The 25,336-nt window shown below is 37.1% G+C and carries 22 protein-coding genes and 3 tRNA genes; 5 read left to right on the top strand and 20 right to left on the bottom strand.

What is annotated here, in order from left to right; all coding sequences use genetic code 11:
* Positions 1-6 precede the first annotated feature (6 nt).
* Together HHL20_RS17245 and HHL20_RS17240 are read right to left on the bottom strand one after the other, a co-directional pair.
* Entirely contained in the window at positions 7-1,092 is a 1,086-nt protein-coding gene (locus HHL20_RS17245) for an efflux RND transporter periplasmic adaptor subunit (RefSeq protein WP_185194834.1), read from the bottom strand.
* A 146-nt stretch (positions 1,093-1,238) separates the two neighbouring features.
* A complete protein-coding gene (locus tag HHL20_RS17240) occupies positions 1,239-1,628 on the bottom strand; it encodes a hypothetical protein (protein ID WP_169232408.1) in 390 nt (129 codons plus the stop codon).
* Between the two features lie 553 nt (positions 1,629-2,181).
* Here HHL20_RS17240 and HHL20_RS17235 point away from each other — a divergent pair.
* On the top strand, positions 2,182-2,577 hold the full coding sequence (locus HHL20_RS17235) for a hypothetical protein (protein ID WP_169232407.1): 396 nt from the start codon (positions 2,182-2,184) through the stop codon (positions 2,575-2,577).
* Between the two features lie 57 nt (positions 2,578-2,634).
* Here the strand turns inward: HHL20_RS17235 and HHL20_RS17230 are convergent, their stop codons facing one another.
* From HHL20_RS17230 to HHL20_RS17190, 9 genes are all read right to left on the bottom strand, one after another.
* Positions 2,635-2,892, bottom strand: coding sequence for a SemiSWEET transporter (locus HHL20_RS17230; RefSeq protein ID WP_169232406.1), 258 nt, complete (start codon positions 2,890-2,892; stop codon positions 2,635-2,637).
* A 51-nt stretch (positions 2,893-2,943) separates the two neighbouring features.
* Entirely contained in the window at positions 2,944-3,984 is a 1,041-nt protein-coding gene (locus HHL20_RS17225) for an NAD(P)/FAD-dependent oxidoreductase (RefSeq protein WP_169232405.1), read from the bottom strand.
* Between the two features lie 55 nt (positions 3,985-4,039).
* Positions 4,040-4,978: a type IX secretion system ring subunit PorN/GldN gene (porN, locus tag HHL20_RS17220; RefSeq protein ID WP_169232404.1), complete on the bottom strand. Its 939-nt coding sequence runs from the start codon at positions 4,976-4,978 to the stop codon at positions 4,040-4,042.
* Between the two features lie 15 nt (positions 4,979-4,993).
* Positions 4,994-6,586, bottom strand: coding sequence for a type IX secretion system motor protein PorM/GldM (porM, locus tag HHL20_RS17215; RefSeq protein ID WP_169232403.1), 1,593 nt, complete (start codon positions 6,584-6,586; stop codon positions 4,994-4,996).
* A gap of 53 nt (positions 6,587-6,639) precedes the next feature.
* The gene (porL, locus tag HHL20_RS17210; protein ID WP_169232402.1) at positions 6,640-7,332 is read right to left on the bottom strand and encodes a type IX secretion system motor protein PorL/GldL; all 693 of its coding nucleotides are present in this window, start codon (positions 7,330-7,332) and stop codon (positions 6,640-6,642) included.
* Between the two features lie 61 nt (positions 7,333-7,393).
* Positions 7,394-8,812 carry a T9SS ring complex lipoprotein PorK/GldK gene (gene porK, locus HHL20_RS17205; RefSeq protein ID WP_169232401.1) on the bottom strand — a complete coding sequence of 473 codons (1,419 nt, stop codon included), beginning with the start codon at positions 8,810-8,812 and terminating at the stop codon, positions 7,394-7,396.
* Between the two features lie 108 nt (positions 8,813-8,920).
* Positions 8,921-10,774, bottom strand: a complete 1,854-nt coding sequence (gene glmS, locus HHL20_RS17200; RefSeq protein WP_169232400.1) for a glutamine--fructose-6-phosphate transaminase (isomerizing) — start codon at positions 10,772-10,774, stop codon at positions 8,921-8,923.
* A gap of 43 nt (positions 10,775-10,817) precedes the next feature.
* A complete protein-coding gene (locus tag HHL20_RS17195) occupies positions 10,818-12,398 on the bottom strand; it encodes a DUF4270 family protein (RefSeq protein WP_169232399.1) in 1,581 nt (526 codons plus the stop codon).
* Positions 12,399-12,414: 16 nt separating this feature from the next.
* Positions 12,415-13,185, bottom strand: a complete 771-nt coding sequence (locus tag HHL20_RS17190; protein WP_169232398.1) for a glycogen/starch synthase — start codon at positions 13,183-13,185, stop codon at positions 12,415-12,417.
* A gap of 181 nt (positions 13,186-13,366) precedes the next feature.
* Between HHL20_RS17190 and panC the strand changes: the two genes are divergently transcribed.
* Positions 13,367-14,215 carry a pantoate--beta-alanine ligase gene (gene panC / locus HHL20_RS17185; protein WP_169232397.1) on the top strand — a complete coding sequence of 283 codons (849 nt, stop codon included), beginning with the start codon at positions 13,367-13,369 and terminating at the stop codon, positions 14,213-14,215.
* A gap of 191 nt (positions 14,216-14,406) precedes the next feature.
* Here panC and HHL20_RS17180 read toward each other — a convergent pair.
* The 3 genes from HHL20_RS17180 to HHL20_RS17170 form a co-directional block, all read right to left on the bottom strand.
* A tRNA-Lys gene (locus HHL20_RS17180) sits at positions 14,407-14,479 on the bottom strand.
* A gap of 73 nt (positions 14,480-14,552) precedes the next feature.
* Positions 14,553-14,635, bottom strand: a tRNA-Leu gene (locus tag HHL20_RS17175).
* Between the two features lie 36 nt (positions 14,636-14,671).
* A tRNA-Lys gene (locus HHL20_RS17170) sits at positions 14,672-14,744 on the bottom strand.
* Positions 14,745-14,859: 115 nt separating this feature from the next.
* Between HHL20_RS17170 and HHL20_RS17165 the strand changes: the two genes are divergently transcribed.
* The gene (locus HHL20_RS17165; protein ID WP_169232396.1) at positions 14,860-15,375 is read left to right on the top strand and encodes a shikimate kinase; all 516 of its coding nucleotides are present in this window, start codon (positions 14,860-14,862) and stop codon (positions 15,373-15,375) included.
* A 10-nt stretch (positions 15,376-15,385) separates the two neighbouring features.
* Here HHL20_RS17165 and HHL20_RS17160 read toward each other — a convergent pair whose 3' ends face one another.
* Complete coding sequence (locus HHL20_RS17160) at positions 15,386-15,826, bottom strand: RNA-binding S4 domain-containing protein (RefSeq protein ID WP_169232395.1); 441 nt, start codon at positions 15,824-15,826, stop codon at positions 15,386-15,388.
* Between the two features lie 54 nt (positions 15,827-15,880).
* Between HHL20_RS17160 and HHL20_RS17155 the strand changes: the two genes are divergently transcribed.
* Positions 15,881-16,639 carry a hypothetical protein gene (locus tag HHL20_RS17155; protein ID WP_169232394.1) on the top strand — a complete coding sequence of 253 codons (759 nt, stop codon included), beginning with the start codon at positions 15,881-15,883 and terminating at the stop codon, positions 16,637-16,639.
* A gap of 43 nt (positions 16,640-16,682) precedes the next feature.
* Here the strand turns inward: HHL20_RS17155 and HHL20_RS17150 are convergent, their stop codons facing one another.
* From HHL20_RS17150 to HHL20_RS17130, 5 genes are all read right to left on the bottom strand, one after another.
* Entirely contained in the window at positions 16,683-18,200 is a 1,518-nt protein-coding gene (locus HHL20_RS17150) for an FMN-binding glutamate synthase family protein (protein WP_169232393.1), read from the bottom strand.
* Positions 18,201-18,253: 53 nt separating this feature from the next.
* Positions 18,254-19,600 carry a tRNA (N(6)-L-threonylcarbamoyladenosine(37)-C(2))-methylthiotransferase MtaB gene (gene mtaB, locus HHL20_RS17145; RefSeq protein ID WP_169232392.1) on the bottom strand — a complete coding sequence of 449 codons (1,347 nt, stop codon included), beginning with the start codon at positions 19,598-19,600 and terminating at the stop codon, positions 18,254-18,256.
* A gap of 66 nt (positions 19,601-19,666) precedes the next feature.
* A complete protein-coding gene (locus tag HHL20_RS17140) occupies positions 19,667-20,257 on the bottom strand; it encodes a DUF1572 family protein (RefSeq protein WP_169232391.1) in 591 nt (196 codons plus the stop codon).
* Between the two features lie 112 nt (positions 20,258-20,369).
* Positions 20,370-22,463 (bottom strand): T9SS type B sorting domain-containing protein, encoded by a 2,094-nt coding sequence (locus HHL20_RS17135; RefSeq protein ID WP_169232390.1) that lies wholly within the window; start codon positions 22,461-22,463, stop codon positions 20,370-20,372.
* Between the two features lie 131 nt (positions 22,464-22,594).
* Positions 22,595-23,392 (bottom strand): hypothetical protein, encoded by a 798-nt coding sequence (locus HHL20_RS17130; RefSeq protein ID WP_169232389.1) that lies wholly within the window; start codon positions 23,390-23,392, stop codon positions 22,595-22,597.
* Positions 23,393-23,586: 194 nt separating this feature from the next.
* Here HHL20_RS17130 and glgP point away from each other — a divergent pair, with 194 nt between their 5' ends.
* A complete protein-coding gene (glgP, locus tag HHL20_RS17125; RefSeq protein WP_169232388.1) occupies positions 23,587-25,251 on the top strand; it encodes an alpha-glucan family phosphorylase in 1,665 nt (554 codons plus the stop codon).
* Positions 25,252-25,336: the final 85 nt, after the last annotated feature.

The following is a 25,336-nucleotide window of genomic DNA, read 5'->3' as shown; positions in this document are numbered from 1 at the left end:
AGAGTCCTACTCTGCTTTTAATTTTAATGATTGAAGAACTTTTTTCGGATCCTGAATTTTTGTCTGAACCTTCTGATCGTCTTTTACTTTCTGAACGCCTTCCAATAAGATTTTATCCCCGGTTGAAAGTCCTGAAGCCACTACATAAACATCGGGCAGCTCATAAGCGATCTTAATATTTTTAGACTTTGCCACCCCGTTTTTATCCACCACGAAAACATATTTCTGATCCTGAATTTCGTAGGTTGCTTTCTGAGGAATAATCAAAGCATTTTTTAATGGTAAAGTCATTCTTACTTTTCCAGTTTCTCCGTTTCTAAGAAGTTTATCCGGATTGGGGAATTTTGCTCTGAAGGCAATATTTCCCGTTTCACTGTCGAATTCTCCTTCAATGGTCTGAACCTGTCCTTTCTGAGGAAAAACATCTCCGTTTGCCATTACAAGATCTACCGAATTGCTCCCTCTGGAAGCTACATTTCGCTGGTAGTTAAGATATTCCGGTTCGGAAACGTTGAAGTACGTATAGATATCATTGTTATCGGAAAGTGAAGTCAAAAGATCCCCTTCATCCACCAGACTTCCCAACTTCAAAGGAATTCTGTCTATAATTCCTGAAAACGGCGCTTTAATGTCGGTAAATGACAGGTGAATCTGTGCTAATTTTGCTTCTGCATTGGCTGCATCCAATTTAGCCTTAGCCATTGCCCTTTCGTTTTTGGAAACAATATTATTGCTTGCCAATGTACTTGCATTTTTCAATTCAATTGTAGCCTGGGCCACTTCAGCCTGGGCTTTCAGTAATTCTGCCTGATATAATTTCGGCATAATTCTGAATAAAGTTTGTCCCTGATGAACAAACTGACCTTCATCTACAAAGATTTTCTCAAGAAAACCTTTTTCCTGTGCACGAACTTCAATGTTCTTTACAGATCTCACCTGAGCCACATATTCTTTGTCAATCACCGTATCCATCACTATGGGTGTGGTTACAGGATAAACTGCGGCTTCTTCTTTTTCTTCTTTTTTCTTGTTACAGCCTGTGAACAATAAAATGCTGCTTAGCGCAATGCCTGCGACAACTCTTTTGATCATAATTCTAGAGTTTATATAAATCGTTAATGTTTTAAATAGGAAATTGGTAATAAGGAGCCCGGCGATGTGATGATTACCGGCAACACAACGCAGATTATTTCCTGCCAATAATAAATCAGCAGAAAAACGTATTCGGGAATGTGATTTTAAATTCTGATAGAACGAATCAGAATGAATTTTTTAATAGTAGAAAATTCTGATAAATAGCCGTGAATGGTAGGCTTTAATTTTTTGAAGCTCTTTAAACCGAAAATATAAACCAATGTAAAAACACTGGCAAATACCACCATTGTCTGAAAAGTATCGGACAGCTGAAAGTTATCTTCTGCAAGTTCTAATGAGTAAGCATTGCTCACATCATCGGAAGTCTGCTGCATAGACAGCTTTTCATAAGTCTGGTTTAAACGGTTGGCTTTTTTGGGTAAATTCTCTGAGGTACGAGTATAATCATTACGTAATGTTCTGACATTAATTTTGCTTTCTACTACAAACAGCAGAAAAAGTGTTGTCAAAAAATATACGATATAATTTCTCATAATTTCCAATGCACAAATGTAAGTTTTAGGTTGATTAACTTTCAAGAGAAATATGATATTTATCTGATCTGTTAACAAGATTTAACACTTCTTTAAATTAGCTGAATTGGCTTTAGATCTAGTATTTTTTCATATTTACAAGCATTTAAAATTCTAATTTTCAAACAATTGAAAAATAAAACTTGCACTATTAATTGTTATGGCATTCTATTTGCTTAAAGTTGAAACATTAAAAATTTGGTTAAAATGTTAATTTTTCATAAAGCCAAATTTGCTAATATTGGCCATTTTACAAGTAACTATTATGAAAAAGGTTAATCAGCTATAGTGAATTATTCAAAAGTATTTTATCGGGTAGCATTGCAACCTCTTTATTGAAAGCAGTTTGTACAAATCCCTTTCTATTCATTGATAGAAAATAAAATACAAAAAATTTGAGTTATTTATTATCAAAGTATTATCAGTAATATTTTATAAAAAATTAACATATTATCTTTAATAAATCCGTAAATTTATAAATATTTAACACCACAATTTATAAAAACAAAATAGTATGAAAAATATATTTCTTAGCGCTTTTTTTATCATTCTTACTTTTACTGCATGTAAGCATCAGGGTAAAGAGGAAGAAGTTAACATGCAGAATCTCAATGATACGGAAACTGTAGATCAGGACAAAATCACAAAAAATACCTTTACGGATGCTTATGGTGATAAACTTGAAGTTGCACTTAACGAAACACAAAATACGGTAATTATTCGTCTTGACGGGAAGACCTATGAAATGAGAAAAAGTGACGAACAGCCTGATTACACTGCAGTAAACGCAGACTATCAATATTCTGATATACGCGGAGAAGTAACTTTTATGAGAAAAGGATACAATATCGTCCTATTTCATCATAAAAAAGATAAACCAACCTCAAGTACGAAGATGGCGTCTTACTAATTCAGAAATTAGATAAACATAAAAAGAAACACTTTTGCGATGGCAAAAGTGTTTCTTTTATTTCTTTTTGTAGATTATACAGCAGATAAGCAAAACGATATTAACCATAACCGCAAAAGCATTAGAAAGAATTATCGGAAGTTCATCTTTTATAAATCCGTACCATACCCAAAGGGAAAGACCGGAAATGAGAACCAGAATCATGGTCCAGGAAAGATCTTCTGCGTTTTTCTCTTTCAAAACTTTTATTAATTGTGGAATCATAGACACTGATGTCAGAATTCCTGCAACAATTCCCAGAATATTTTCATCCATAGCTTATCTTTTATTCAAGATAAGAAAATTCTATACCGTTATGCACTAAAATTATTTGGAAATAAATCTTTCAAGAGAAATCTCCTCATGAAGAGGTATGCCTTTTTCGATATAATCGTATAAACTTTTTGAAAAATAACAACCATTAAGGATTCCTCTTGCACCAAGCCCGTTAAAAACATACATGTATTGATGTTCGTTATGCTTCCCGATAATCGGACGTCTGTCTCTTACCGTAGGCCTAAATCCGAAATTAACTTCTTCAATGTTGAAATCGTAAGGATAAAATTCCTTTAATCCTTTCGTGAGCTGATCTACTGCTGAAGAATCTACTTCATAATGAGACTGCTCCCGGTCATAAGTGCCGCCGTAGAAATAAGTATTCTCATGAATCGGAAAAAGAAAATGCTTTTTCTTAATGGTTATATTTTCCGGTAACGGCTGAGAAAGATTAACCTTAATATGATGCCCTTTATTTGGATTAACAGGAATATCCGAAAAGAAAGGATTTTCTTTCACTCCGATTCCTTCACAAAATAAAATATTTTTAAACTTAAAATGTTTATAGGTCTGATCGGCAGTATTAAGATCTGAATAAATAAATTTTTCTTTGATAAAATATTTATGATTTTCTAAAAAACTGAATAAACCGATAAAAAATCCATTAACATCTAGTCTGGCTGACTGATTCACCTTTCCTGAATTAAAATCGTTTTTTACCACTTCTAAATGAGCGAAATTTTGGTCTAAAAAATTTATCAGGTCATTATTTGATGATTTTTTAAGCCACAGCTGCTGTTCGCTTTCATCATGGAAAATTCTGTGAATAGGCGCGTCAATTAAATAGTTTTGCCCTGTATATTTTTCAATTTCACTTAAAGTTTCTTTTAAGAAATCAATTTGTTCCTGAGCTTTCCAGAATGTGGTGAATTTTTTCAACACTACCGGATTGATAATACCTGCAGAAACACGGGAAGCACTTTGTTTACCCTCAGAATACAGGACGAATGATTTATTATTTTTAATAACCTGATGGGCAAAGAAAAGCGCAGCATAGCCGTCTCCCACGATAATATAGTCTACATTTTCCATAACAAAAAAACCTGAGTAAAAATACTCAGGTTTTCTATAATTATCAAGTGAAATCTTAGTAATTCCACATATCATTTTCCATTTGAAGGATCTGCGATTTAATTCTGTCGCTTTCTTCCAGCTGCTCATCAGCATCTCTTGGAATATAGTCTTTGATAACACCATCACCAAGACCTGTTGAAGATTTGAAAATTACAGAAGAAAATCTTCTTGCATTGATCAAATCATCAAAAGAAAGATCTGCAGAGGTATTTTTTCTGTTATAAACATAGTTGTTAGCTAAAATCTCTCTTGCATTTGGATAGTATACCCAGAACAGGTCAATAAGATCGTTAGCACCTTCAATAGGTTGTCCGTCAGGGCCTACTCTACCAATCATCTGCGGATCTGGTCCCATTGCAGCAATTCCTAAAGGTCTGTACTTTAATTGCCCGTCTCTCTTATCAATAAACCACATTCCGAATACTTTCAAAACCCTAACTTTATCAGTTGTAGTTTCATATACGTCAGTAAGTTCTTTTTTCTCCTGCTCGGTCAACTGACGACCACTATTCAGAATGTTTACAGCTTCATCATCAACACGAACACTCACCAATCTGTCTTTAATTTGTTGAGGAGTAAGTCTTGTAACAAAGTTTTCATCGTCATAAACTTCAGTAATGTCACCGTTCATGGCACCATCAAGTAAAAGCTTATACAAAGATTTTGTCTCTGAGGAAAGTAATCCGTCCGGATTGTTATAATAGAAAGGCTGATTGATTTTGTCATTCATATCAATAACCTCCCAAACAAACATGCTTTTAAGGATATCTTTATCATCAACAAACCCGTATTCCAAAGGTTTTACTTTTTTGTCGATAACAGTATCTCCAACTTTCATTTTGTTCTCAGCTCTCAATTTTCTGAATTCTTCAGGAGAAGAAGCGTTCAGGATAGTTTGGGAGAATGCAAATCCCGAAACTACTACTAAAAAACTGCTAATATATTTTTTCATAATACTCTATTAATTTTATTGGATATTAATTAATACTGGTGAGATATTTCCAATTCTCTGATCTCCTAAACCAACAGCTGTTGCTTTAATATCAAAGATATAAACACCATCCCCAGGTCTTAGATTTCTAAATAATCCAGAAGCAGCCTGTAATGAGTTACCCTGAATTTGTAAAGCCGCTCTACCAGGAACTCTTACCATGAACGAAGTCACGTTGAAAGATACCGGGAAGTCAAAGTCAGGAATCACAGCAGAAAGAGATTGGTTCTCAACTGATCCCGCTGGCATCGGTAAAATATTTTTACCTCTGATTTGTCCTTGTGGTGGAGGTACATTTTTGATTCTATATTCAAAAACCTGCGAAATTGATTTTCCGTAAGGGTCTGTTCCAGACAATGTAATTTTTAATACATTTCCAGCACCTGGCTTTACATTCCACTTACCTGGTCCTGTACTCTTAACAGCAGCTCCAGGAGCCGATAGAGAAAGTTTAGCATTGTCAGCACCTAAAATTGATCCAGAAACTGGGTTATCAAGACCTCTATACATTACATTCATCTTATCCGCTGAAAGCAGTAATCCTTTCTGAAGTTTTACTTCCTGAGGACCGGCAATTACATTATAAGTATGAGTGAACGGGAAGCTTTGTGCTTTACCGGTCGCATCTGTTAAGGTAATGTTACCGCTTAAGGTATGTTCCCCGATTCCGCTCGTATTTAAAGTAGCGTATCCTTTTCCGTTTTCTTGTCTGCCAACTCCAGACATAACAATCTTGTTACTTGTAGAGTAATTTCCTAGCATTACAACTGCTTCAGCAGGTTTACCAGCAACAACGTCTACAGGCGCAGAAACAATCGCTTCGTAGCTTGAGAATTTGATACTAGCATCCACTTTTTCCTGTAATAATAATGCTAATGCATCAGACTGTACGTTTCTTGCATCATTCTGAATAATCTCAAGATTAGACAGTGCTGCAATTAGAGGCTGATGATAGAATTTATTCTGAAGCCATGTTTTATTGTTTGGCGACTGTCCTTTAGGATATTCAGCGATCAATGATTTATTAGCTCTGTCAATTAAGTCTTTTAGCTGAGAGTTTCCTCCGAAAGTTGCATTGATATAGTTTCTAACATCATCAATCTTTGCCTTCAGTTCCTTAGCTCCTTTTGATGCAGAGTTTTCATCTCCATCTTTAAAGAAGTAGGTTGTAGTTGCTTCGTTGTTGTTAAGTGCTGAAAAGTTTTCACTTACATCAACTAATTTTTTTGTTTTAGGATCTCTCTCTACGAACTCAGATTCTTTTTTAAGTTTATCTTTGATCTGATCTGCATGTTGTACCAATGCATTGATCTTCTGCTTCAATTGCAGATATTGCTGCCAAGGTTGAGCATAGGTATCCGGTACCTGCTGAGCTTTAGCCTCTAATGTTTTTTCAAAGATATCTTCGTTTTTTCTTTCTGTTAATAAACGGGTATCTTTTAAAGCAACTGTAGAGTCATAATATGATCTAATGATTTCCGCATCAATATTTAGAGCCATCATCGCGATGAACACCAAATACATCAGGTTGATCATCTTCTGACGAGGTGTCTGTTTTCCTTGTGCCATTCTTTTCTTTTTGTTTTAGTTAAGTAGTTAAATTTTAGAAATGGTTTAAGGAATTAAGACTTCATAGCAGTCAACATACCACCATAAACTCTGTTTAAGTTATTTAAATTAGATGTTAAACCTTGTAATTCTTGATTGAATTTTTGTGAGTGTTCAACAGATTTCTGCATATCTTCCACATATTTTTTAGCGAAATCAGACTGTCTTTGTCCGTTTTCCAGCTGCATTGCATAAAGAGCATTCATGCTTTCCATATGCTGAGCAGCCTTATTTAATTGATCATTATATTTATGAGTAGAAGCAGAAACGTCTACAGTTTGGTTGATCTGGTCTACAGAACTTGAGAATTTATCGATTCCTGTTCTTAATCTTTCGAATAACTGAACATCCAATTTAGCGTCCTGAAGCATTTTATCTAATTTTCCTGAAAGAGAGTTTTCAAGTTCAGCAAAATGATCTATTGTATTTTTAGAAGATACATTAGAATGCAAAGGGTTTGGATTTGCGTGTTTATCTAATAATTCCGGATATACGTTTTCCCAAGCATAAGACTCTTCGGTTTTTGGCGGGTCGAAGGCGAAGATAATGAAGATAATCGCTTCTGTAATAAGTCCCACGGTAAGAGCAACGTTACCTGTAATAGGTCCAATGTTGATGTGAGTAATTTTAAGCCAAGCTCCAAGAATTACAATTGCAGCACCGAATGAATAGAAGAAATTCATCCAAGCATCTTTAGTCTTAAACATATAAGTTAGTTTTTTTTAGTGTTAAATAAAATTGTTATTGAAAAATAAAATGGTTTGAGAATTATCTGTTAATTTTTCTTGGCTTAACAGCAGCTTCCGGAATATCCTGTACGGTTCTGAAACCGATGTAGCTTCTTGCAGAATCTTTTCTTTCCCAGTCTCTTGTACCATTCATCAACATGTATCCTACATCTTTCCAAGAACCTCCTCTTACTGATTTTTTAGTATCAGTCAGGTTCTTTGTAGAAGGGTTTAAAGTAGATGAGAAACCGTATGAAGAGTTGTTATACGCAGATAATGTCCACTCAGAAACGTTTCCAGCCATATCATATAATCCATAACCATTCTTTTTAAATTTCTTCACCGGAGCAGTATATGTATAAGTACCTTTTTTGTTGTCTTCCATGTAATCTCCTCTCTTAGGTTTGAAGTTGGCCAGGTAGCAACCTCTATCGTCCATTAAGTAAGGACCTCCCCAAGGATAAGTAGCATTTTGCATTCCGCCTCTTGCAGCATATTCCCATTCGATTTCCGTTGGAAGTCTGAACTGCAATGGTCTTTGTTTTCTTCTTTTTAAACTTTCGTTATAATCAGATTTCAATTTAGATCTGAAGTTACAGTAAGCTCTTGCCTGATCCCAGGTAACCCCAACAACAGGATAGTCTTTGTAAGCTTTGTGCCAGAAATATTGTTCGAACAATGGTTCGTTATAAGCAAAATGGAAATCTTTTACCCAAACCGTTGTATCAGGATAGATGGCGATGCTTTCGCTTCTCAGGTAGTTTACACCTCTTTCTTTTTCGGCCATGGCAACATCCATATCTCCCCATCTGTAAGTATACTTAAGCTTACTAACATCAAGGATTCTTTCATTACCAACTCTTGAAGAAGCAGGTAAATACATCGACTCAAGAACTTCTGCATATTCTACGTCTGGATATTTAGACGTATTCCAATGCAATGGAACTTTCCAGTCGATTTTTTTGGTAGGATCAAAAGTACTTTCGTCTCCGCCTCCCTGTGCTTCTAAATATTCCTGATATGGTGTTAAGTTTTCTTCTTTTTGAGCAAGGTAAGCATAATCTCCTATGCTTGTACCTCTTCCTTTACCTTCACCACCTTCTCCGGCAGCTTCAGCAAGAAGGGTTCTTGCGATAGAATCTCTTACATAGTTAATAAACACTCTATACTCAGCATTTGTAGTTTCTGCTTCATCCATGAAGAAAGAAGAAACAGTAACTGTTTTTGCCTGAGCTTTTTCAGGACTGTTTGTAAAGTCCTGATCAGTTAGCCCCGCAACAAATGATCCTGCAGGAATTGCAACCATGCCGTATGGTCTTTCTGCAACAAATGATTTTGTTTTTTCTCTTGGTATCAACTCTCCTTTTGTTCCTGGTTTCCCCACAGAAGAAGTACCACCACCTGAACAAGATACCGACGCTACTGACGCAGACAATAATAAAAGAAATATCCTTTTCATGTTAATTTTTATAATTAAGCCGTAAATATATAATTTTTTTAAGAAACTTTTAAGATTTTTTTTGAAATAACGAAAGAAATCTAAATTTATTTTATTTACAAGTATTTTTTATTCCACAGTTACAGATTTTGCAAGGTTTCTCGGCTGGTCAACATTGGCTCCTCTGTATACTGCAATATAATATGCCAACAGCTGTAAAGGCACAGATGCAATAATAGGTGAGAAACATTCTGAAGTTTCAGGGATCTCAATAACATAATCCGACATTTCGCTTACCTGTGTATCTCCACGGTTTACAACAGCGATTACTTTTCCTTTTCTCGCCTTAATTTCCTGAACGTTGCTTACGATTTTATCATAATGTCCTTTTTTAGGAGCGATAATAACAATAGGCATATTTTCGTCGATCAAAGCGATAGGACCATGCTTCATTTCAGCAGCAGGATATCCTTCTGCGTGAATGTAAGAAATTTCCTTAAGCTTTAAAGCTCCCTCCAATGCTGCCGGATAATTGTAGCCTCTTCCCAGATACAAGAAATTTGTTGCCTGAACGAAATCTTTAGCAATATTTTGTACCAATTCGTGGGTAGAGCTTAGTACATCTTCAATTTTTTTAGGAATAGCATCCAGCTCAGCGATTAAGCTCATGAAATCTGCATTTCCTAAATTTCCGTTGTGTTTACCTAATTTAAGGGCAATTAAAGAAAGAATCGTAAGCTGTGCTGTGAAAGCCTTTGTAGAAGCTACGCCGATTTCCGGACCTGCATGCGTGTATGATCCTGCATCGGTAATTCTTGCAATAGATGAGTCTACAACATTACAGATACCATAAATAAATGCACCTCTTTCTTTTGCCAGTTTGAGGGCAGCCATAGTGTCGGCAGTTTCTCCGGATTGGGAAATTGCAATAACAACATCTTTATCGGTGATAATTGGGTTTCTGTATCTGAATTCGGATGCATATTCTACTTCAACAGGAATTCTTGCATATTCTTCTATAAGATATTCCCCGATTAATCCTGCATGCCAAGACGTGCCACAGGCAATAATGATGATTCTGTTGGCATTTTTGAATTTTTCGATATGATCCCAGATTCCGGCCATTTTGATAACACCTTCGTCTACCAAAAGTCTTCCTCTCATTGTATCGTGCACAGATTTTGGCTGTTCGAAGATTTCTTTCAGCATAAAATGCTCATATCCGCTTTTTTCAATCTGCTCAAGGCTTAGCTTAAGCTTCTGAATTTCCGGTACGATTTTAGAGTTTTCGGTAATGGTTCTGATATCTACTCCGTTTTCCAGTGAAATTGTTGCCATATGCCCTTCTTCCAGATAGATAGCCTCTTTTGTGAATTCTACAAAAGGAGAAGCATCTGAAGCAATAAAATATTCTTTATCACCAATACCGATTGCTAATGGAGACCCCAGTCTTCCAACAACCAGTACTCCAGGATAATCTTCATGCATTACAGTAATTGCATAAGCTCCGTATACTTCATTTAAAGCGTATCTTACAGCAGTAGGGAAATCAGTTTCGGCATTAAGATCCATGAAATACTGAATAAGATTTACCAAAACTTCGGTATCTGTTTCAGATTTGAAAGTAAATCCTTTTCCGGTAAGCATGGTTTTAATGGTATCATAATTTTCAATAATACCGTTATGAATAATAGCAAGCTTGCCGTTATTAGACAAATGAGGGTGAGAATTTCTGTCACTAGGAACTCCGTGAGTTGCCCAACGGGTATGTCCCATCCCGATTTTAGCCTTTCCTTTCAGCTGACTGGAAATATTTACAAGATCCTCTACTTTACCTTTCGTTTTTTCAACTTCGAGTTTATTGTTTCCGTCTTCCAAAACGATCCCGGCACTGTCGTACCCTCTGTATTCTAATCTTCTAAGACCGTTAATTACTATATCGTAAGCGTCCTGAAAACCTGTGTATCCAACGATTCCGCACATAATTATATCAAGTGTTTAAGTGTTCTTAAGTGTGTGTTTTAATTTATTTTTTACCGTAAGTGACCATAAGCTGTACTCGGTTAGGATTTGTTGCCTCTGTTCCAATAAATACTGCTCTGCCTGTATTATAGGAAGTAGATGTAAATTTGTATCCGGCAAGACTTGTTCCGTCAGAATTAGTTTCAAACCTTCCTAAATCTATTTTAAAGTATTTTGTTTCGGTTTTATCTGTTGATGGTTTCGCTTCAGGCTCTATCATTTCTTTTATAGATTGCGTAACAATAAAGTCATAATATGGTTTTTCTTTATCCATATCGTATGCCTTAACAATGCTATACCCAGGAGCTGCTGATAATTTCAACAAATCATTGGTGAAATTCGTTCTTATTTTAGTTGGTTCAGATTTACTTGGATCAACATATCTGCGCAACAAAGTAAATTCTGTAGGTTTTGTATATTTTGTGTCTTTCCACGTAGGATCTAGATAAATTCTTACTTTGGCACTGATGATTCCTACCTTTTCTTGTGATACTTTATCTTTAAGTTTAGTAATTGTAGTTTCAGGGATTTTAATTCCGATAGAATTTCCTCCCATCGCCTGAACAAAAAGTTTTGGATCACCATTCACATTATTATAGCCGGCAGATGCAGATGCAGAACCACCTCTAGCATACTGATATTGACCGATGTGCGCATTACCAGATCCTAATACAAATGAGTAAGAAGTCTGCGGTCTGGTTGTGGTGCCGTTTTCAGTTTTATCATATTTATAATACATGATCATCTCCATGTCGTTAGGAGAAAACTGGAAAAGATATCCATCCGATTCCACGACAGAAACCCTTAAACCTTTAAAATATCTGATAAAGTTAGAAACATCCTGAAGCTCAGGCTGATCTTTTTTAGCGATAATCTTAGTCTGAAAGAAATCCTTATCCAATGGAATTCTGATACCCGGTGTTGAAGAAGTAAATAAGGCAGCTCCACCGTCATCTTTTGTAATGGCTACAGAGCTTACATTTCCATTAAATACTTTTGAACCCAATTCATTGCTAATATCATATGGCTGATTAGACTTTACAGTATCAGAAGCAGATTTCAGGAATGTTTCTACCTGATGAACTTTTAATGTAAGTGATTTTTTTGCTCTTCCGAACTTTAGAGCGGGATATGTATTTACGACTTTCTTAGCATTTACAGCACCATCTGCTGCTGTAGTGTAAGTGTAGTTGTCATCTACCGTATTGGTTGTAACAGAATCAGAAGCATATCTTGGTTTGATTACAAGAACTACAGAATCCACCGCAGCATTGGTACCGAAGTCAGGATCATAGGTTGATAATTTAACCTGTGTAAGGTAAGATGCTTTCTGCATTCCGAATTGGCCTTCATTAAAAGCACCCAAAACACCATATGTAAGCTTTGAAGCATCTGTACGAATAGTATCGTGATTGTTGATATTATATGCAATGACAGGAAAAGCTTCCTCTTTACCTTGCGCAGCACCATCCAGAAACAGCTGCTCTCCCAAAGTATCTGCATCCGGCTCACAGTTGTAAAGGAATGCACTTCCAAAAACCACCAGAGAAATTGCGGTGATTGTCTTTTTAATAGTATGAATCATTAAAAATGTGTTTTTTTTAATAAAGTTGATTAATAGAATCCACGTCCAAATATTCCGATTTCGGGGTTGATGTTTCATTGAATGCCTTATCAAGGTCTTCATCCAAAAATTCATCGCCTTTTACGACCATATCCACATAGCCCATACTTTCGGCAACAAAAGTTTTTACACTTGGATTATCTAACGCTTTAAGACCTGAAATATTATCAAATTTCAACTTTTCGTCGATATTTGAAGCTAAAGGCGCATCCTTTTCATTATATAATGAAAGAACAATCTTAGCATCCTTGAAGTAAGTATCGGATTCGTAGTATGTTTTAAGGTAGATAGGAACGAAAGAAGACATCCATCCGTTGAGATGAATAACATCCGGAACCCAATTCAGTTTTTTAATTGTCTCAATTACGCCTCTGGCGAAGAAAATAGCTCTTTCATCATTATCGTCGAAAGAATTTCCTTCATCATCAAAATAATATTGTTTTCTTTTGAAATACTCTTCATTGTCGATAAAATACACCTGAAGTCTTTCACCCGGAAGAGACGCTACTTTAATAATAAGAGGCTGGTCAAGATCATTAATAATGATATTCATTCCCGACAGGCGAATTACCTCATGAAGCTGGAATTTCCTTTCACTTATTTGTCCAAATCTTGGCATAAAAACTCTTACATCATTGCCTTCATTGTGCATCTTAAGTGCCATTTTGTTTACCACTGCAGCCATATTTGTATCTTCCTGATATGGATACATCTCTGTAGTAATGTACAGTATTTTTTGATTCGGCATAAACTTCTATCTAATTTTTGTAAAAATGCTTTAATGCGCAAAATTACGAAAAAACATTCAACATTAGTTTAATTAACATTTTTTTACGATAATTCGCTGTCTGAAATTATGAAAACCATCTGTAAGTGTATAATAACTATATGATATTTTTAGTATTTTTGAATTACTATTAAAATAAACTATGGAAGTTTTAAAAAGCAAGAAGATTCTTCAGGATTTCATTGAAAGACAGAAAGAAATGGGGAAGAAAATAGGTTTTGCACCCACCATGGGAGCCCTTCACGACGGGCACCTTTCGCTCTATAAAATGGCAAGAAATGAGAATGACCTAGTGGTTTCATCAATTTTTGTTAACCCAACACAATTCAACAATCCGAAAGATCTGGAAAAATATCCGAGAGATATCAACCGGGATATTTCAATTCTTGAAAAATCAGGACTTGTAGACGCTGTTTATATCCCGGAAGTCACTGACATTTATCCTGAAAAGACAGAAAGCCTGCATTATGATTTCGATGGACTGGAAGCTGAAATGGAAGGAAAATCACGACCGGGACATTTTGATGGAGTTGGAACAGTGGTAGAAGAACTGTTCAGACAGGTAAAGCCTGACAATGCGTATTTTGGTGAAAAGGATTTTCAGCAGCTTGCCATTATCAGAAAAATGACTGAAAAGAAAAAACTTCCGATAAAAATCAAAGGCGTTCCTATTTTCAGGGCAGAAAACGGACTTGCTTTAAGTTCCAGGAATCAAAGGCTTGAAAAAGACCGTAGAGAAGCCTCCAAAATCATTTATGAAACTCTTAAAAAAGTAAATGAATGGTTCCGTGTATTAACGGTTGACGAAATCAAACAGCGCGTACAGGATGTTTTTGATCATCAGAGAGGAATGCAGCTTGAATATTTCCTGATTGCCGATGAAGAAACGTTAAAAGAAACAGATTTTTTCTATAAAGACAGAAATTTCAGGGCGTTCATCGTGGTGGTGGTAGACGGAATTCGACTGATTGATAATATGCACCTGGATTGATGGAGCTAAGATGACGGTTTAAGCTAAATTTTAATATCAAATATGAGCGTTGCTTTTTAAGTAACGCTTTTTAATTTAAATAATATTAATAGAAACTCAATAGAAAAAATCAAAGGCCTCCTGATGGAAGCCTTTGAAACACCAAATCACAAAATATTAATATGAAAAAAATTTACTTTTCAGTAAACTTGTGACCCGGCTGGGATTCGAACCCAGGACCCATACATTAAAAGTGTATTGCTCTACCAGCTGAGCTACCGAGTCGGTCACAATTAATAATGATAAATATAAATAAAATTTTTATTCTCAGTATTAATTATTTCAATTTTCTGCATTGTGCCTGCGACTGGACTCGAACCAGCACATCCTTAGGAAACCACCCCCTCAAGATGGCGTGTCTACCAATTTCACCACACAGGCAAATAAAATTACAAAAATCCAGTAATTTTTTGCTCGTGACCCGGCTGGGATTCGAACCCAGGACCCATACATTAAAAGTGTATTGCTCTACCAGCTGAGCTACCGAGTCGGCCACTTTATTATCAAGTTTTCATTTGAATAATGTCCCTTGTTTTAAGTGGTGCAAAGATATAGCTTTTTTTTATTTCTCAAAACTTTTTTGCAAATTTGTTTAAAAAAAATTCATGATAATTTCACTGGTCGGATACATGGGAAGTGGCAAATCTCACATTTCCAAAATATTAAGCGAAAAACTAAATTTTAGACTTATTGACCTCGATAAAGAGATTTCTAAGCGAAATAAATTAACCATCCCGGAAATATTCGCAAAAAAGGGAGAAATCTACTTTAGAAAGCTTGAAAGGGAGGCACTGGAAGAAATTCTGGCCACTGAGGAGAATCTCGTTCTGAGCCTGGGCGGAGGCACCCCTGCATACTACAATAATATGGAAATTATTAACACTAATTCAAAAAGTATTTTTCTAAGAGCTTCGGTCGGAACCTTAATAGAAAGATTGTCTAAACAGAAAGAAAAACGCCCGCTTATTGCAAACATTTCAGATGAAGACCTCCCGGAATTCATTGCCAAACATTTATTTGAGAGAAATGCTTTTTACGGTAAGGCACAGTTCCAGGTAAATACAGACTCCAGAGAGCCAGAAGAAATTGTAACAGAAATAATAGAAAAGCTCTATTTCTAGAGCTTTATATTCATTCTTTGTCTTCGGAACCGTCGTCATTCTTTTCCCCGAAAAAATCGTCCCAATCGGTAAAGTCGGAAGAAATATCATTTTCCACATAATCATCCATATCTCTTCTGTCTTTTTTCGTGGGTCTTCCCTCCCCTTTGATTCGGTAATAATCCTGGGACATCTTGCGCATTTTCAGAAGTTCGTACTGCTCTTTATCTGTCACATCCTTGATGTGAAGCGGAACCAGTTTGGCTCCTATCCTGCTTTTAGGAATTTGGATTACCTTTATTTTATAATCAATCTGATTTTTACGGATCTTTATTACATCTCCTTCTTTTACCTCTTTAGAAGACTTCACCACCGATTCACCAATAGAAACCCTGTTCTTTTTAATTTCCTCCGTAGCGATGGTTCTGGTCTTATAAAAACGAATGCTCCATAAAAATTTATCTATTCTCATAATTTTTTATACTTTTGCCGTTATATTATTTGTAAAGTAATTAAAGTTTTTGAAATGAAAAAAATATTTTTATATATCCTTGCAGGATCTCTCTGTTTCTCTGCATGTAAAAAGGATGATGAGGTTGAAACTTTTGTGGAGCCTGAAGACGTAACAGTAAGAAATTCTTATGACGACCAGGCCATACAGAAATTCATGGAAAATAATTATCTTGATGCGCAAGGAAATATAAAAGCGTTCAGCTCAACAGATGCCTCTGATGACAATGAGAAGAAACTTTCTGAGCTTAATCCTGTAAAACTTTCTTCAGGAGTAATTTACATTGTAAGAAACGGAGCACAGCCATCTCCGGGAGTAACCCTTGAAACTAACCCCACAGCAACTAACGCAACACAGATCAGGCTGATGATGAGAGCCAACTACTATCTTGCATCAGAAAGTGACGGAAATGTTTCGTTTGGTGCCGCAGGAACTCTTTTAAATACCATTAACGGTTCTGGGTCACCAGCTACGGATCCGCCTTACTATTATGTAAAAAAGAACGTTCTTGACAACGCTACTACCGATGCTGCAAAACAGAGAAACTATTATGAAATCGAAGGTCTTCAGGAAGGTTTAAAATATTTTAAAGGATATGCCAATAAAGATGATGGTGATCCTTACAATCTGCAGGGTGTAATTATTGTACCTTCAAGAGCTGCATTTGCAAGGGATGCGCATTACAATTACACTGGATTTTCGCTCAAAAACAATTGCTTTGTTTTCAATTTTGAAATCTATAAAGCCAACGTGAGACCGGTTTTAGAACAATAAAAATCAAGCGCTTCCCATTGAGAAGCGCTTTTTTATTACCCATTTATACTCTTGACTGAGTTTTTACATTCCCTAAAATATCCGGGAAGTAATGATCCGAAAGATGATCAAACTCATCACCGCGCATGAACATTGTTGCATCTACTTCTTCATAAGAACTTCGTCCCGCTGCAGCAATAAGCTCATTACACGTATGAAGCGTATTTTTATGAAAATGATACACCCTTTCGGCTTTATCGGTAACATCCAGTCCTTTAATCAGCATTTTATCCTGAGTGGCAACACCCGTAGGACAGTTGTTAGAATTACATCTTAATGCCTGAATACAGCCCAGCGAGAACATAAAACCTCTTGCATTGTTGCACATATCCGCTCCCATAGCTACCGCCCGCAGAATATCCAGGCTTGTTAAAACTTTTCCGCTGGCAATAACGCGCAGCTTATTTCGCAGATTATACGTTTTCAGTGTTCTGTTTACGAAAATCAGGGCCGGTTCCAGTGGCATTCCTACTCCGTCTGAAAATTCCGGTGGTGCTGCTCCGGTTCCTCCTTCTGCGCCATCCACGGTAATAAAATCAGGATAGATCTTTAATACATTCATCTGAACACAGATGTCCTCAAACTCTTTTGTATCACCTATACACAGTTTAAATCCAACAGGCTTTCCTCCTGAAAGTTCACGAAGCTGCTGTACGAATTTTAATAATCCTGCTGCGTCAGAAAATGAAGAATGGGATGGAGGAGAGATAATCGTCATTCCCGGTGTGACGTGACGAATTTTGGCAATCTCCGGAGTATTTTTCACCCCGGGTAAAACACCGCCGTGTCCAGGCTTTGCTCCCTGAGAAAGTTTAATTTCAATCATTTTCACATTCGGAAGATTGGAATATTTTGCGAACAGTTCAGGATTAAATTTCCCTTCATCGTTCCTGCAACCGAAGTATCCGGTCCCGATTTGCCAGCAGAGATCACCTCCTTCAAGATGATAAGGCGAAATCCCTCCTTCGCCCGTATTATGGTAAAAATTTCCTTTTTTGGCACCTCTGTTCAGTGAAAGCTGGGCACGGTCACTCAAAGATCCGAAACTCATTGCTGAAATATTCAGCAAAGAAGCATGATAAGGCTGCGTACACTGCTCACCTCCTACCCAAACTCTCGGAAGTTCTTCCGAAGGCGACTTTGCATAAATGGAATGCTTGATGCCTTCATATTTTCGATGATTAACTTCCAGCTGGGTTCCGAAAGCAACGGTATCGCCTAAATTTTTGGCTCTTCGGTAAACTGCAGAACGCTGATTTCTAGGAAAAGGCTTGCCGTCTGTTTCCCTTTCAATAAAATACTGCTGCATTTCCGGTGAAATGCTTTCAAAGAAATACCTGAAATACCCCAATACCGGAAAGTTTCTCAGAATCGCATGTTTGGTCTGATAGGTATTATAGACGCCTAATGCATAAATGGCCGTCAAAAGAATAGGTATCCAGTAATGTGCCCTGATGAGTAATGCCACAACCCAGGTAACGATTACCAATACCAATCCCCAAGATAAAAACTTATCTCTCATGAATGTAAGATTTGAAGTTAGATATTAAATGTAGTTGAAATTTAGCAGAAAGCCTATGCTTTAGCTAAAAAACTTTCGTAAGAAGATTGCACAGAAACCGTGCCATCTGACAGGATTTTTTCTAAGTTTAAGAGTTCAATCTGGTTAACAGATGTTTCATCAAAATCTTTTTGTACCCTCACATAATTTTCTGTGAAGCCAAACATTTTTCCGTCTTTGTTTTCGTGTTCCCAAAGTACAGGAAGCGTTTTTCCGAGCTGGGTTTGGTAGAATGCCATCTTTTTCTTTTCGGAAAGAATTCTCAGCATTTTGTTACGTCTTTTTCTTTCGGGAATCGGGACGATGCCGTCCATCGCGGCAGCCTCCGTGTTTTCTCGTTCTGAATAGGTGAAAACATGGAGATAGGTAATCGGAAGCTCATTCAGGAAATTATACGTTTCCATGAACAATTCTTCCGTTTCTCCAGGAAATCCTACGATCACATCGACACCGATTGCAGCGTCAGGCATTACTTCACGGATTTTAGAAACCCTGTCTTTATACAGTTTGGTAAGATAACGGCGCTTCATTTTTTTCAGAAGCTCATCGCTTCCGGACTGCAGCGGAATATGGAAATGCGGAACAAAGCTTCGGCTTCTGGAAACCAGCTCAATGCTTTCATCTTTCAAAAGATTAGGCTCAATGGAAGAGATGCGGATTCTTTCAATTCCTTCCACCCGATCCAATTCTGAGATTAAATCTAAAAACGTATGCTCATGTCTTTTGTTCCCAAATTCTCCTTTTCCGTAATCACCGATATTCACTCCGGTTAAAACAATTTCTTTGATATCTCTTTGGGAAATTTCCCTGGCATTTTTCAATACATTTTCAATGGTGTCGGAGCGGGAAATCCCTCTTGCCAAAGGAATTGTACAGTAGGTGCATTTATAATCGCAGCCGTCCTGAACCTTGAGGAAAGCCCTGGTTCTGTCTCCGATAGAATAGCTTCCGATAAAAAAATCGGTTTCTTCAATTTCGCAGGAATGAACAATTCCTTCTTTTTCAGATTTTTCGAGATCATCAAGATAGCTCAGGATATTGAACTTTTCTTTGGCTCCCAGTACAAGATCTACTCCTTCAATCTGTGAAATTTCTTCAGGCTTCAGCTGTGCATAACATCCAACAATGACCACAAGTCCTTCCGGATTAGCTTTCATCGCTCTTTTCACATGAAGCTTACATTCCCGATCGGCATTTTCCGTAACCGAACAGGTATTGATCACATAAATATTCGCTTTTTCATCAAAGCTCACCTTTTCGTATCCTGCATCTGTCAGTTGACGGGCAATGGTAGATGTTTCCGCAAAATTTAATTTGCAGCCTAAGGTATGAAATGCGGCAGTTTTGTGAAATTGAGACATTTATTGATCCTGAATTTTGTGGGTGCAAAGATAATCAATTTAATACAAACTATAAATCGATTCGGTCTATTGTTTGAATTCGTCCCTTACTTCCGGGCTGTTTTGATAGCATACTGGTGAAGCATTTTGGTGCGGATTATTTTCGGTAAATTTTGTTTTCATATCCGAATTAAATTCTTCCGAACGGTTTCTTGCAATGGAAAGCGTTTTCCAGTCTTCGTTTTTCATCATTTTGGCGATATAGACCATCTGCCCGATGTGATAGGGATAATGAGCAAGCTGCCGTAAAATCGCATCAATTACCATATGCGGCTCGTTTCTGATATAAATGGTTGACTGTAAATTTTCATCACTGATTTGCTCCAGTGCCCCGAAAAGACACTTCCAGCCTGCTTCCCAATAGTTCAGCACCTCATCTTTGGTGAGAAAAGTATTAACAAATTCTTCATCCCGGTTACGCCAGGATTTTTCTCCGTCTTCCGTTAAAAAATCTGTCCATCTTGAAAGCATATTTCCTGCAATATGTTTCACAATAACTGCAATTGAATTACTTTCTTCGTTAAACTGCCAGAAAACCTGCTCTTCGGAGAGCTGATCAAACGACTTGTCTCCCAGCATTTTGTAATAGGCAAACCGTTTTGTGAATAAATCTTTCATATTTCAAAAATTTATACCTAAATGTAAGAATAATATGGTTAAAATTTTCTGAAACAACATTCTAAAATAAAAAAACCGCCTCTTTCAAAGCGGTTTAAAAAAATTATATTGATCAGTCTCTGTTTTTTACCATTACCCAGCCTGAATATTTGATTAATGTATTTTTCTTATCATTTTCATTCCAGGTTACGGAATACCAGTAAGTACCGGTTGGGACTTTTTTGCCGCCCGTTGTTCCGTTCCATTGATAACCGTGAAGTTTATCTGCCTGGAAAATTTTATTTCCGTAGCGGTCGAAAATATTAAACACAAGATTTTGTTTATTCCCTAATGCAGAATAATCGATCATATCGTTTACGCCATCTCCGTTCGGTGTAATGACATTCACTAAATTTGGAACAACAATCGTAATACTGATAGGTTCACAGTCATATGCATCTTTCACGTAAATCTGATGATCACCCCGCGGAATATTGTTAAATATATTGGAATCCTGCCAGTTGACACCATCTGTAGAATAGCTGTACGGACCCGTTCCACCTGTAATATTTACCGTTACCGTAGTGTTCGCAATATCAACGGATGAAATAACCGGTTGTTCGGAAGCGTAAACCTTCACAGTCTGCAACGCAGTACAATCTCCTGTTTTCAGTTTAACCCAATACGTTCCTACTCCTATACCCGAAACAGTTTGGGTAGTTGCCCCGGTACTCCATTCATAAGCAGTAAAACCCGGACCGGCATCCAAGGTCGTTTTATCTTCCATACAAATAATTTTATCCGGCAAAACACTGGAATACACCGGCGGAAGAACAATCAGATTAACTTTGGCAACCGCATAGCAGCCGTTTCCATTTGTTACTTTTATAAAGACAGCGCCATTGGATGCAATATAATTTGTGGGATTTGCGATTGCATTGGTATTATTTTGTGCATCGGTAAGAGAAGGGAAATATGTTTTTGTTCCCGTTTGAGTGGTAACCGGAGCTGTTGTTAAATTAAATGAAGCCGTAGAGGGATTGGATTCGATAAAACATGATCTTAATGTTGCTTCGGTTACAATAACAACAGGATAAAATTTTAAAGTAATCTGCGCAATACCTATACAGCCGTATTGAGAAGTAATTTTCACGTATACAACGCCTTCAGCGGAAACAAATGCTGCAGGATTGGTAATTTCATTGATTCCTGCATTGAGATCACTCAGGGTATTATAATATTTTTTTGTTGCGGTGGGATCTGCAAATACAGCGGCTAAAGTCAGATTAAAAGTGGCCGTACCCGCATTATTGTTGTTGCAACTGTACAAGGTAACATTGTTTCCCGTAATAGTTCCCTGCTTAAATTTGAACGCTCCTACCTGTCTGCATGAGTTTATCGGATTATTGGGATCTGCCGGATCCTGGTAATGAATGCTGTAATAATATGTTGATGTCATATTCACCGTTTGCGGCGTCAGGATCGGATTAGCTCCCGAAAGTGCATTATTCTGGGAAGTATGGTACGTAATCTGGAAATTGGAATTCCCGTTCAGGATACCTGCTGTTAATGTACTGAAATCAAAAACAGGCGGGTTCTGGCAGATAATGATTTCTCTGGGATCTGCAGGATTCGCAGCAGGAGCTCCGGGCGGAGTAAAAGGCTGCGTCTGAATATTAGGATTGGTAAATGGTGAAGCAAGTGTTGCCGTTCCGCCCCATGTGAGTGAAAAAGGAGCCATCGTAGGATTAAACACATCTACCCAGTTATCAATATACAGATAATAAGTCTGTCCCGGCAATACATCCAGATATCTGCAGTATGGGGTAAGAGACCCACCTGCTGCAGATAGTATGGTACTGGTCATATTCAGTCCGGTAGAGGCACCTACCCCTATTACCGTTGCGGCGTTACAGCGTATGGGTGCTCCCAGGTTGCCGCAGGTAACGTTGGGTCCGTATATTGCCCAGTCATAATCGGCATTCGGATCACTCGGTGCAAGATCAAAAGTGAGTGTTCCGCCGGTTGCTATGGTAATTTTGTACCAGATGGAGTTATGTTCGCCGGTGGTGAGACATCCTCCAAGGTTTTCGTTGAGTGCGCCAATACCCGATGGAGAATAGGTAATATCCGAATTTCCACAAACTGAGAGAGCTGTAGAACAGTCAGCCTGGGAAAAAAGTGTTCGGGATAATAAGAGTAAAAACAGGAGTAAATATTTCTTCATGCTTTTTCAATTTGGTTATGTTTCAGTGATTTGATTTGTTATCTCAAATATAAACATTCCACAGCAATTATGCCATTTTTATTTAACATAATTCATTATAAACTGAAAAATAATACAACAAATTCAATGAATCACTTTATACTCGTAATATTTCCGCAAAGGTTTTCGATATGAAAAATTTTATGAAAAGGACTTTTGACCTGATGCAGATGTTCTTTGTCCTGAATAAAAGTATAGCGGGAAGCGATAGAATTCATGTCGGAAACAATCACAAGCCAGCATTCGTCTACGGAAGTATCGTAATAAGGAAATTTCTCATTTTTCTTTTCAATAAGTTCGAGAATTTTTTCCGAGCACAGTTCATCAAAAAGATTCATATTGTATTCGTGAGTAATAAAAACATTTCTCCGATGAAAAGATTTTCTTAAGCTTTTTACACAACCGTATGCTTTTCCCCGCTTTATACTTTTGTAAATATTGAGGATAATTTCCTGCTGATTTTCGAGCGTATCGGGTCGGATATTTGAGTGGAATTCCAAAAAATAAACACCACGATATTTCGTAGTGTCTTCTTGTTCCAATAATATTTCTGCCTGACGGAAAATTTTGTTTAAGCTGCTTTCTATTTTTTTCATTTCGAGATGATTGATCACTTCGGTGAGCTCTATCCCGATTTTCTTATCGTTAAATTTTGCAATGAAATCCGGACTTTCGCAGGTTAAATCTTCAAACTGAACTTCAGGAAAATGGTGCATAAAAGAATTAAGAAGCAAGATTTCTGTCTTTTTCTTGTATTTTTCACGGTCATGCAACGGAGACTGATCGATCGTACGGTGGTATTTTTCTATCGGCTTTTTCTTCAAATGCCGGTTGAGGTAATATAAGCTTAGATTTTTAATTAAATCTTCATCAGAAAATGCCTTTTTCATGTGCTTATTTTTTATTGTTATGGAACACATAAAACTTCCGGTTTCATGTCATGAAGTTTTGATTATCAAAAATTTACATCTTAAAGGTAAGTAAAATATCAATGCTAAAAATTCTTTTAAAACAATTTATTCAATAATTAACATATAGTTTATTTTCTTATTTAATACCTTTGGCTTTCAAATATAAAACTGTGATGGATTTTAGAAACTTTAAAATGCCTTTTGGTGCTAATCCCAAATACTCTAAAAAAGTAGCTTATTTTTCAATGGAGTTTGCCATAGAGCAGGTTCTTAAAATATATTCAGGAGGTCTCGGATTTTTAGCCGGATCTCATATGAGAAGTGCTTACAATCTGAAACAGGATCTTGTAGGCATTGGGATTTTGTGGAAATTCGGATATTATGACCAGGCAAGAAATCATGACCAGACCCTACAGCCGGTTTGGACAAAAAAAATGTACAGCTTCCTTGAAGATACCGGTCTGAAATTTCAGATCGAAATCCACAGCGCACCGGTTTGGGTAAAGGTATGGTATCTTGATCCGGAGATTTTCCATACGGCACCGATGTTTTTTCTTTCTACCGATGTTCCTGAAAATGACCATATTTCAAAAACCATCTGCCACAAGTTGTACGACGCCAATGAGTCTACCAAGCTTGCCCAGTATATCCTTTTAGGAAAAGGTGGAGCTAAGCTGCTAGATGAAATGAATCTGGAAAGGGATATTTATCATTTGAATGAAGCTCACGGACTTCCCGCAGCATTTCATCTGCTAAAAAAATACAACGGAGACCTCAACAGGGTAAAAGAAAAGCTTGTATTCACCACTCACACTCCCGAAGAGGCCGGTAATGAAAAGCACAATCTGAGACTTTGCTATGATATGTCTTATTTTTCCGGATTCAGCATGGAAGACGTAAAAAGAATCGAAGGTACGGGAGACGACCGTTTCAACCATTCGCTTTGTGCCCTGAAAATGGCCCGCGTCGCTAATGGTGTGTCGGAACTTCATGGAGTTGTTTCAAGAGCCATGTGGAGCAAATATGAAGGGATATGCGAAATTAAATCAATCACCAATGCCCAGGAATTCAAATACTGGTCCGACAAACCTTTGTACAATGCCAAAGATGAAAACGATGAAACGGTGTTTGATTACCGGAAAAAGCATCTTAAGAAAAGACTTTTTAAAATCGTTGCGGACCAGACCGGCAATCTTTTTAACCCCAATATTTTTACGATTGTCTGGGCAAGAAGATTTGCAGGCTATAAAAGGGCAGATCTTCTTTTACAGGATAAAGAAAGATTTTATAAGCTTTTGAATCATCCGAAATATCCGGTACAGATCATTTGGGCCGGAAAACCCTACCCGATGGATTTTTCCGCAATTTCTGTTTTTAATTCTCTGGTGGAAGAAAGCAAAAACAATAAAAACATGGCCGTTCTTACGGGATATGAGCTTTCACTGAGTAAATCGCTGAAGCAGGGTTCCGATCTTTGGCTGAACAACCCAAGGGTTCCGAGAGAAGCCTCAGGAACATCAGGAATGACTGCCGCCATGAATGGTTCCGTAAATCTTTCTACCGACGACGGATGGATCCCTGAATTTGCAAAACATGGAGAAAACTCTTTCGTTGTACCAAAAGGAGATTACGACAATATGAGCATTTATGAACAGGATAATTACGATATGAACAAGCTGTATGAACTTCTGGAAAATGAAATCCTTCCTGCTTATTACGATAATCCGAATAAATGGAGAAAAATTCAGTATAACTCCATGAATGATGTGAAAGATCAGTTCAACAGTGACCGAATGGCAGACGAATATTATCAGATCCTTTACAATTACAACGGATAATTTCTGATGAGTGACAATGTTTATTTAATGTACTCGATACATTTTCTTCATTCATTACAAAAACACTCCACTGACGATCAATTAC

Origin of the sequence: Chryseobacterium cheonjiense, from assembly GCF_012927265.1 — a bacterium.
GTDB lineage: Bacteria > Bacteroidota > Bacteroidia > Flavobacteriales > Weeksellaceae > Chryseobacterium > Chryseobacterium cheonjiense.
Note: the sequence above shows the minus strand (reverse complement) of the source record. Positions and strands in the feature narration are given on the sequence as shown.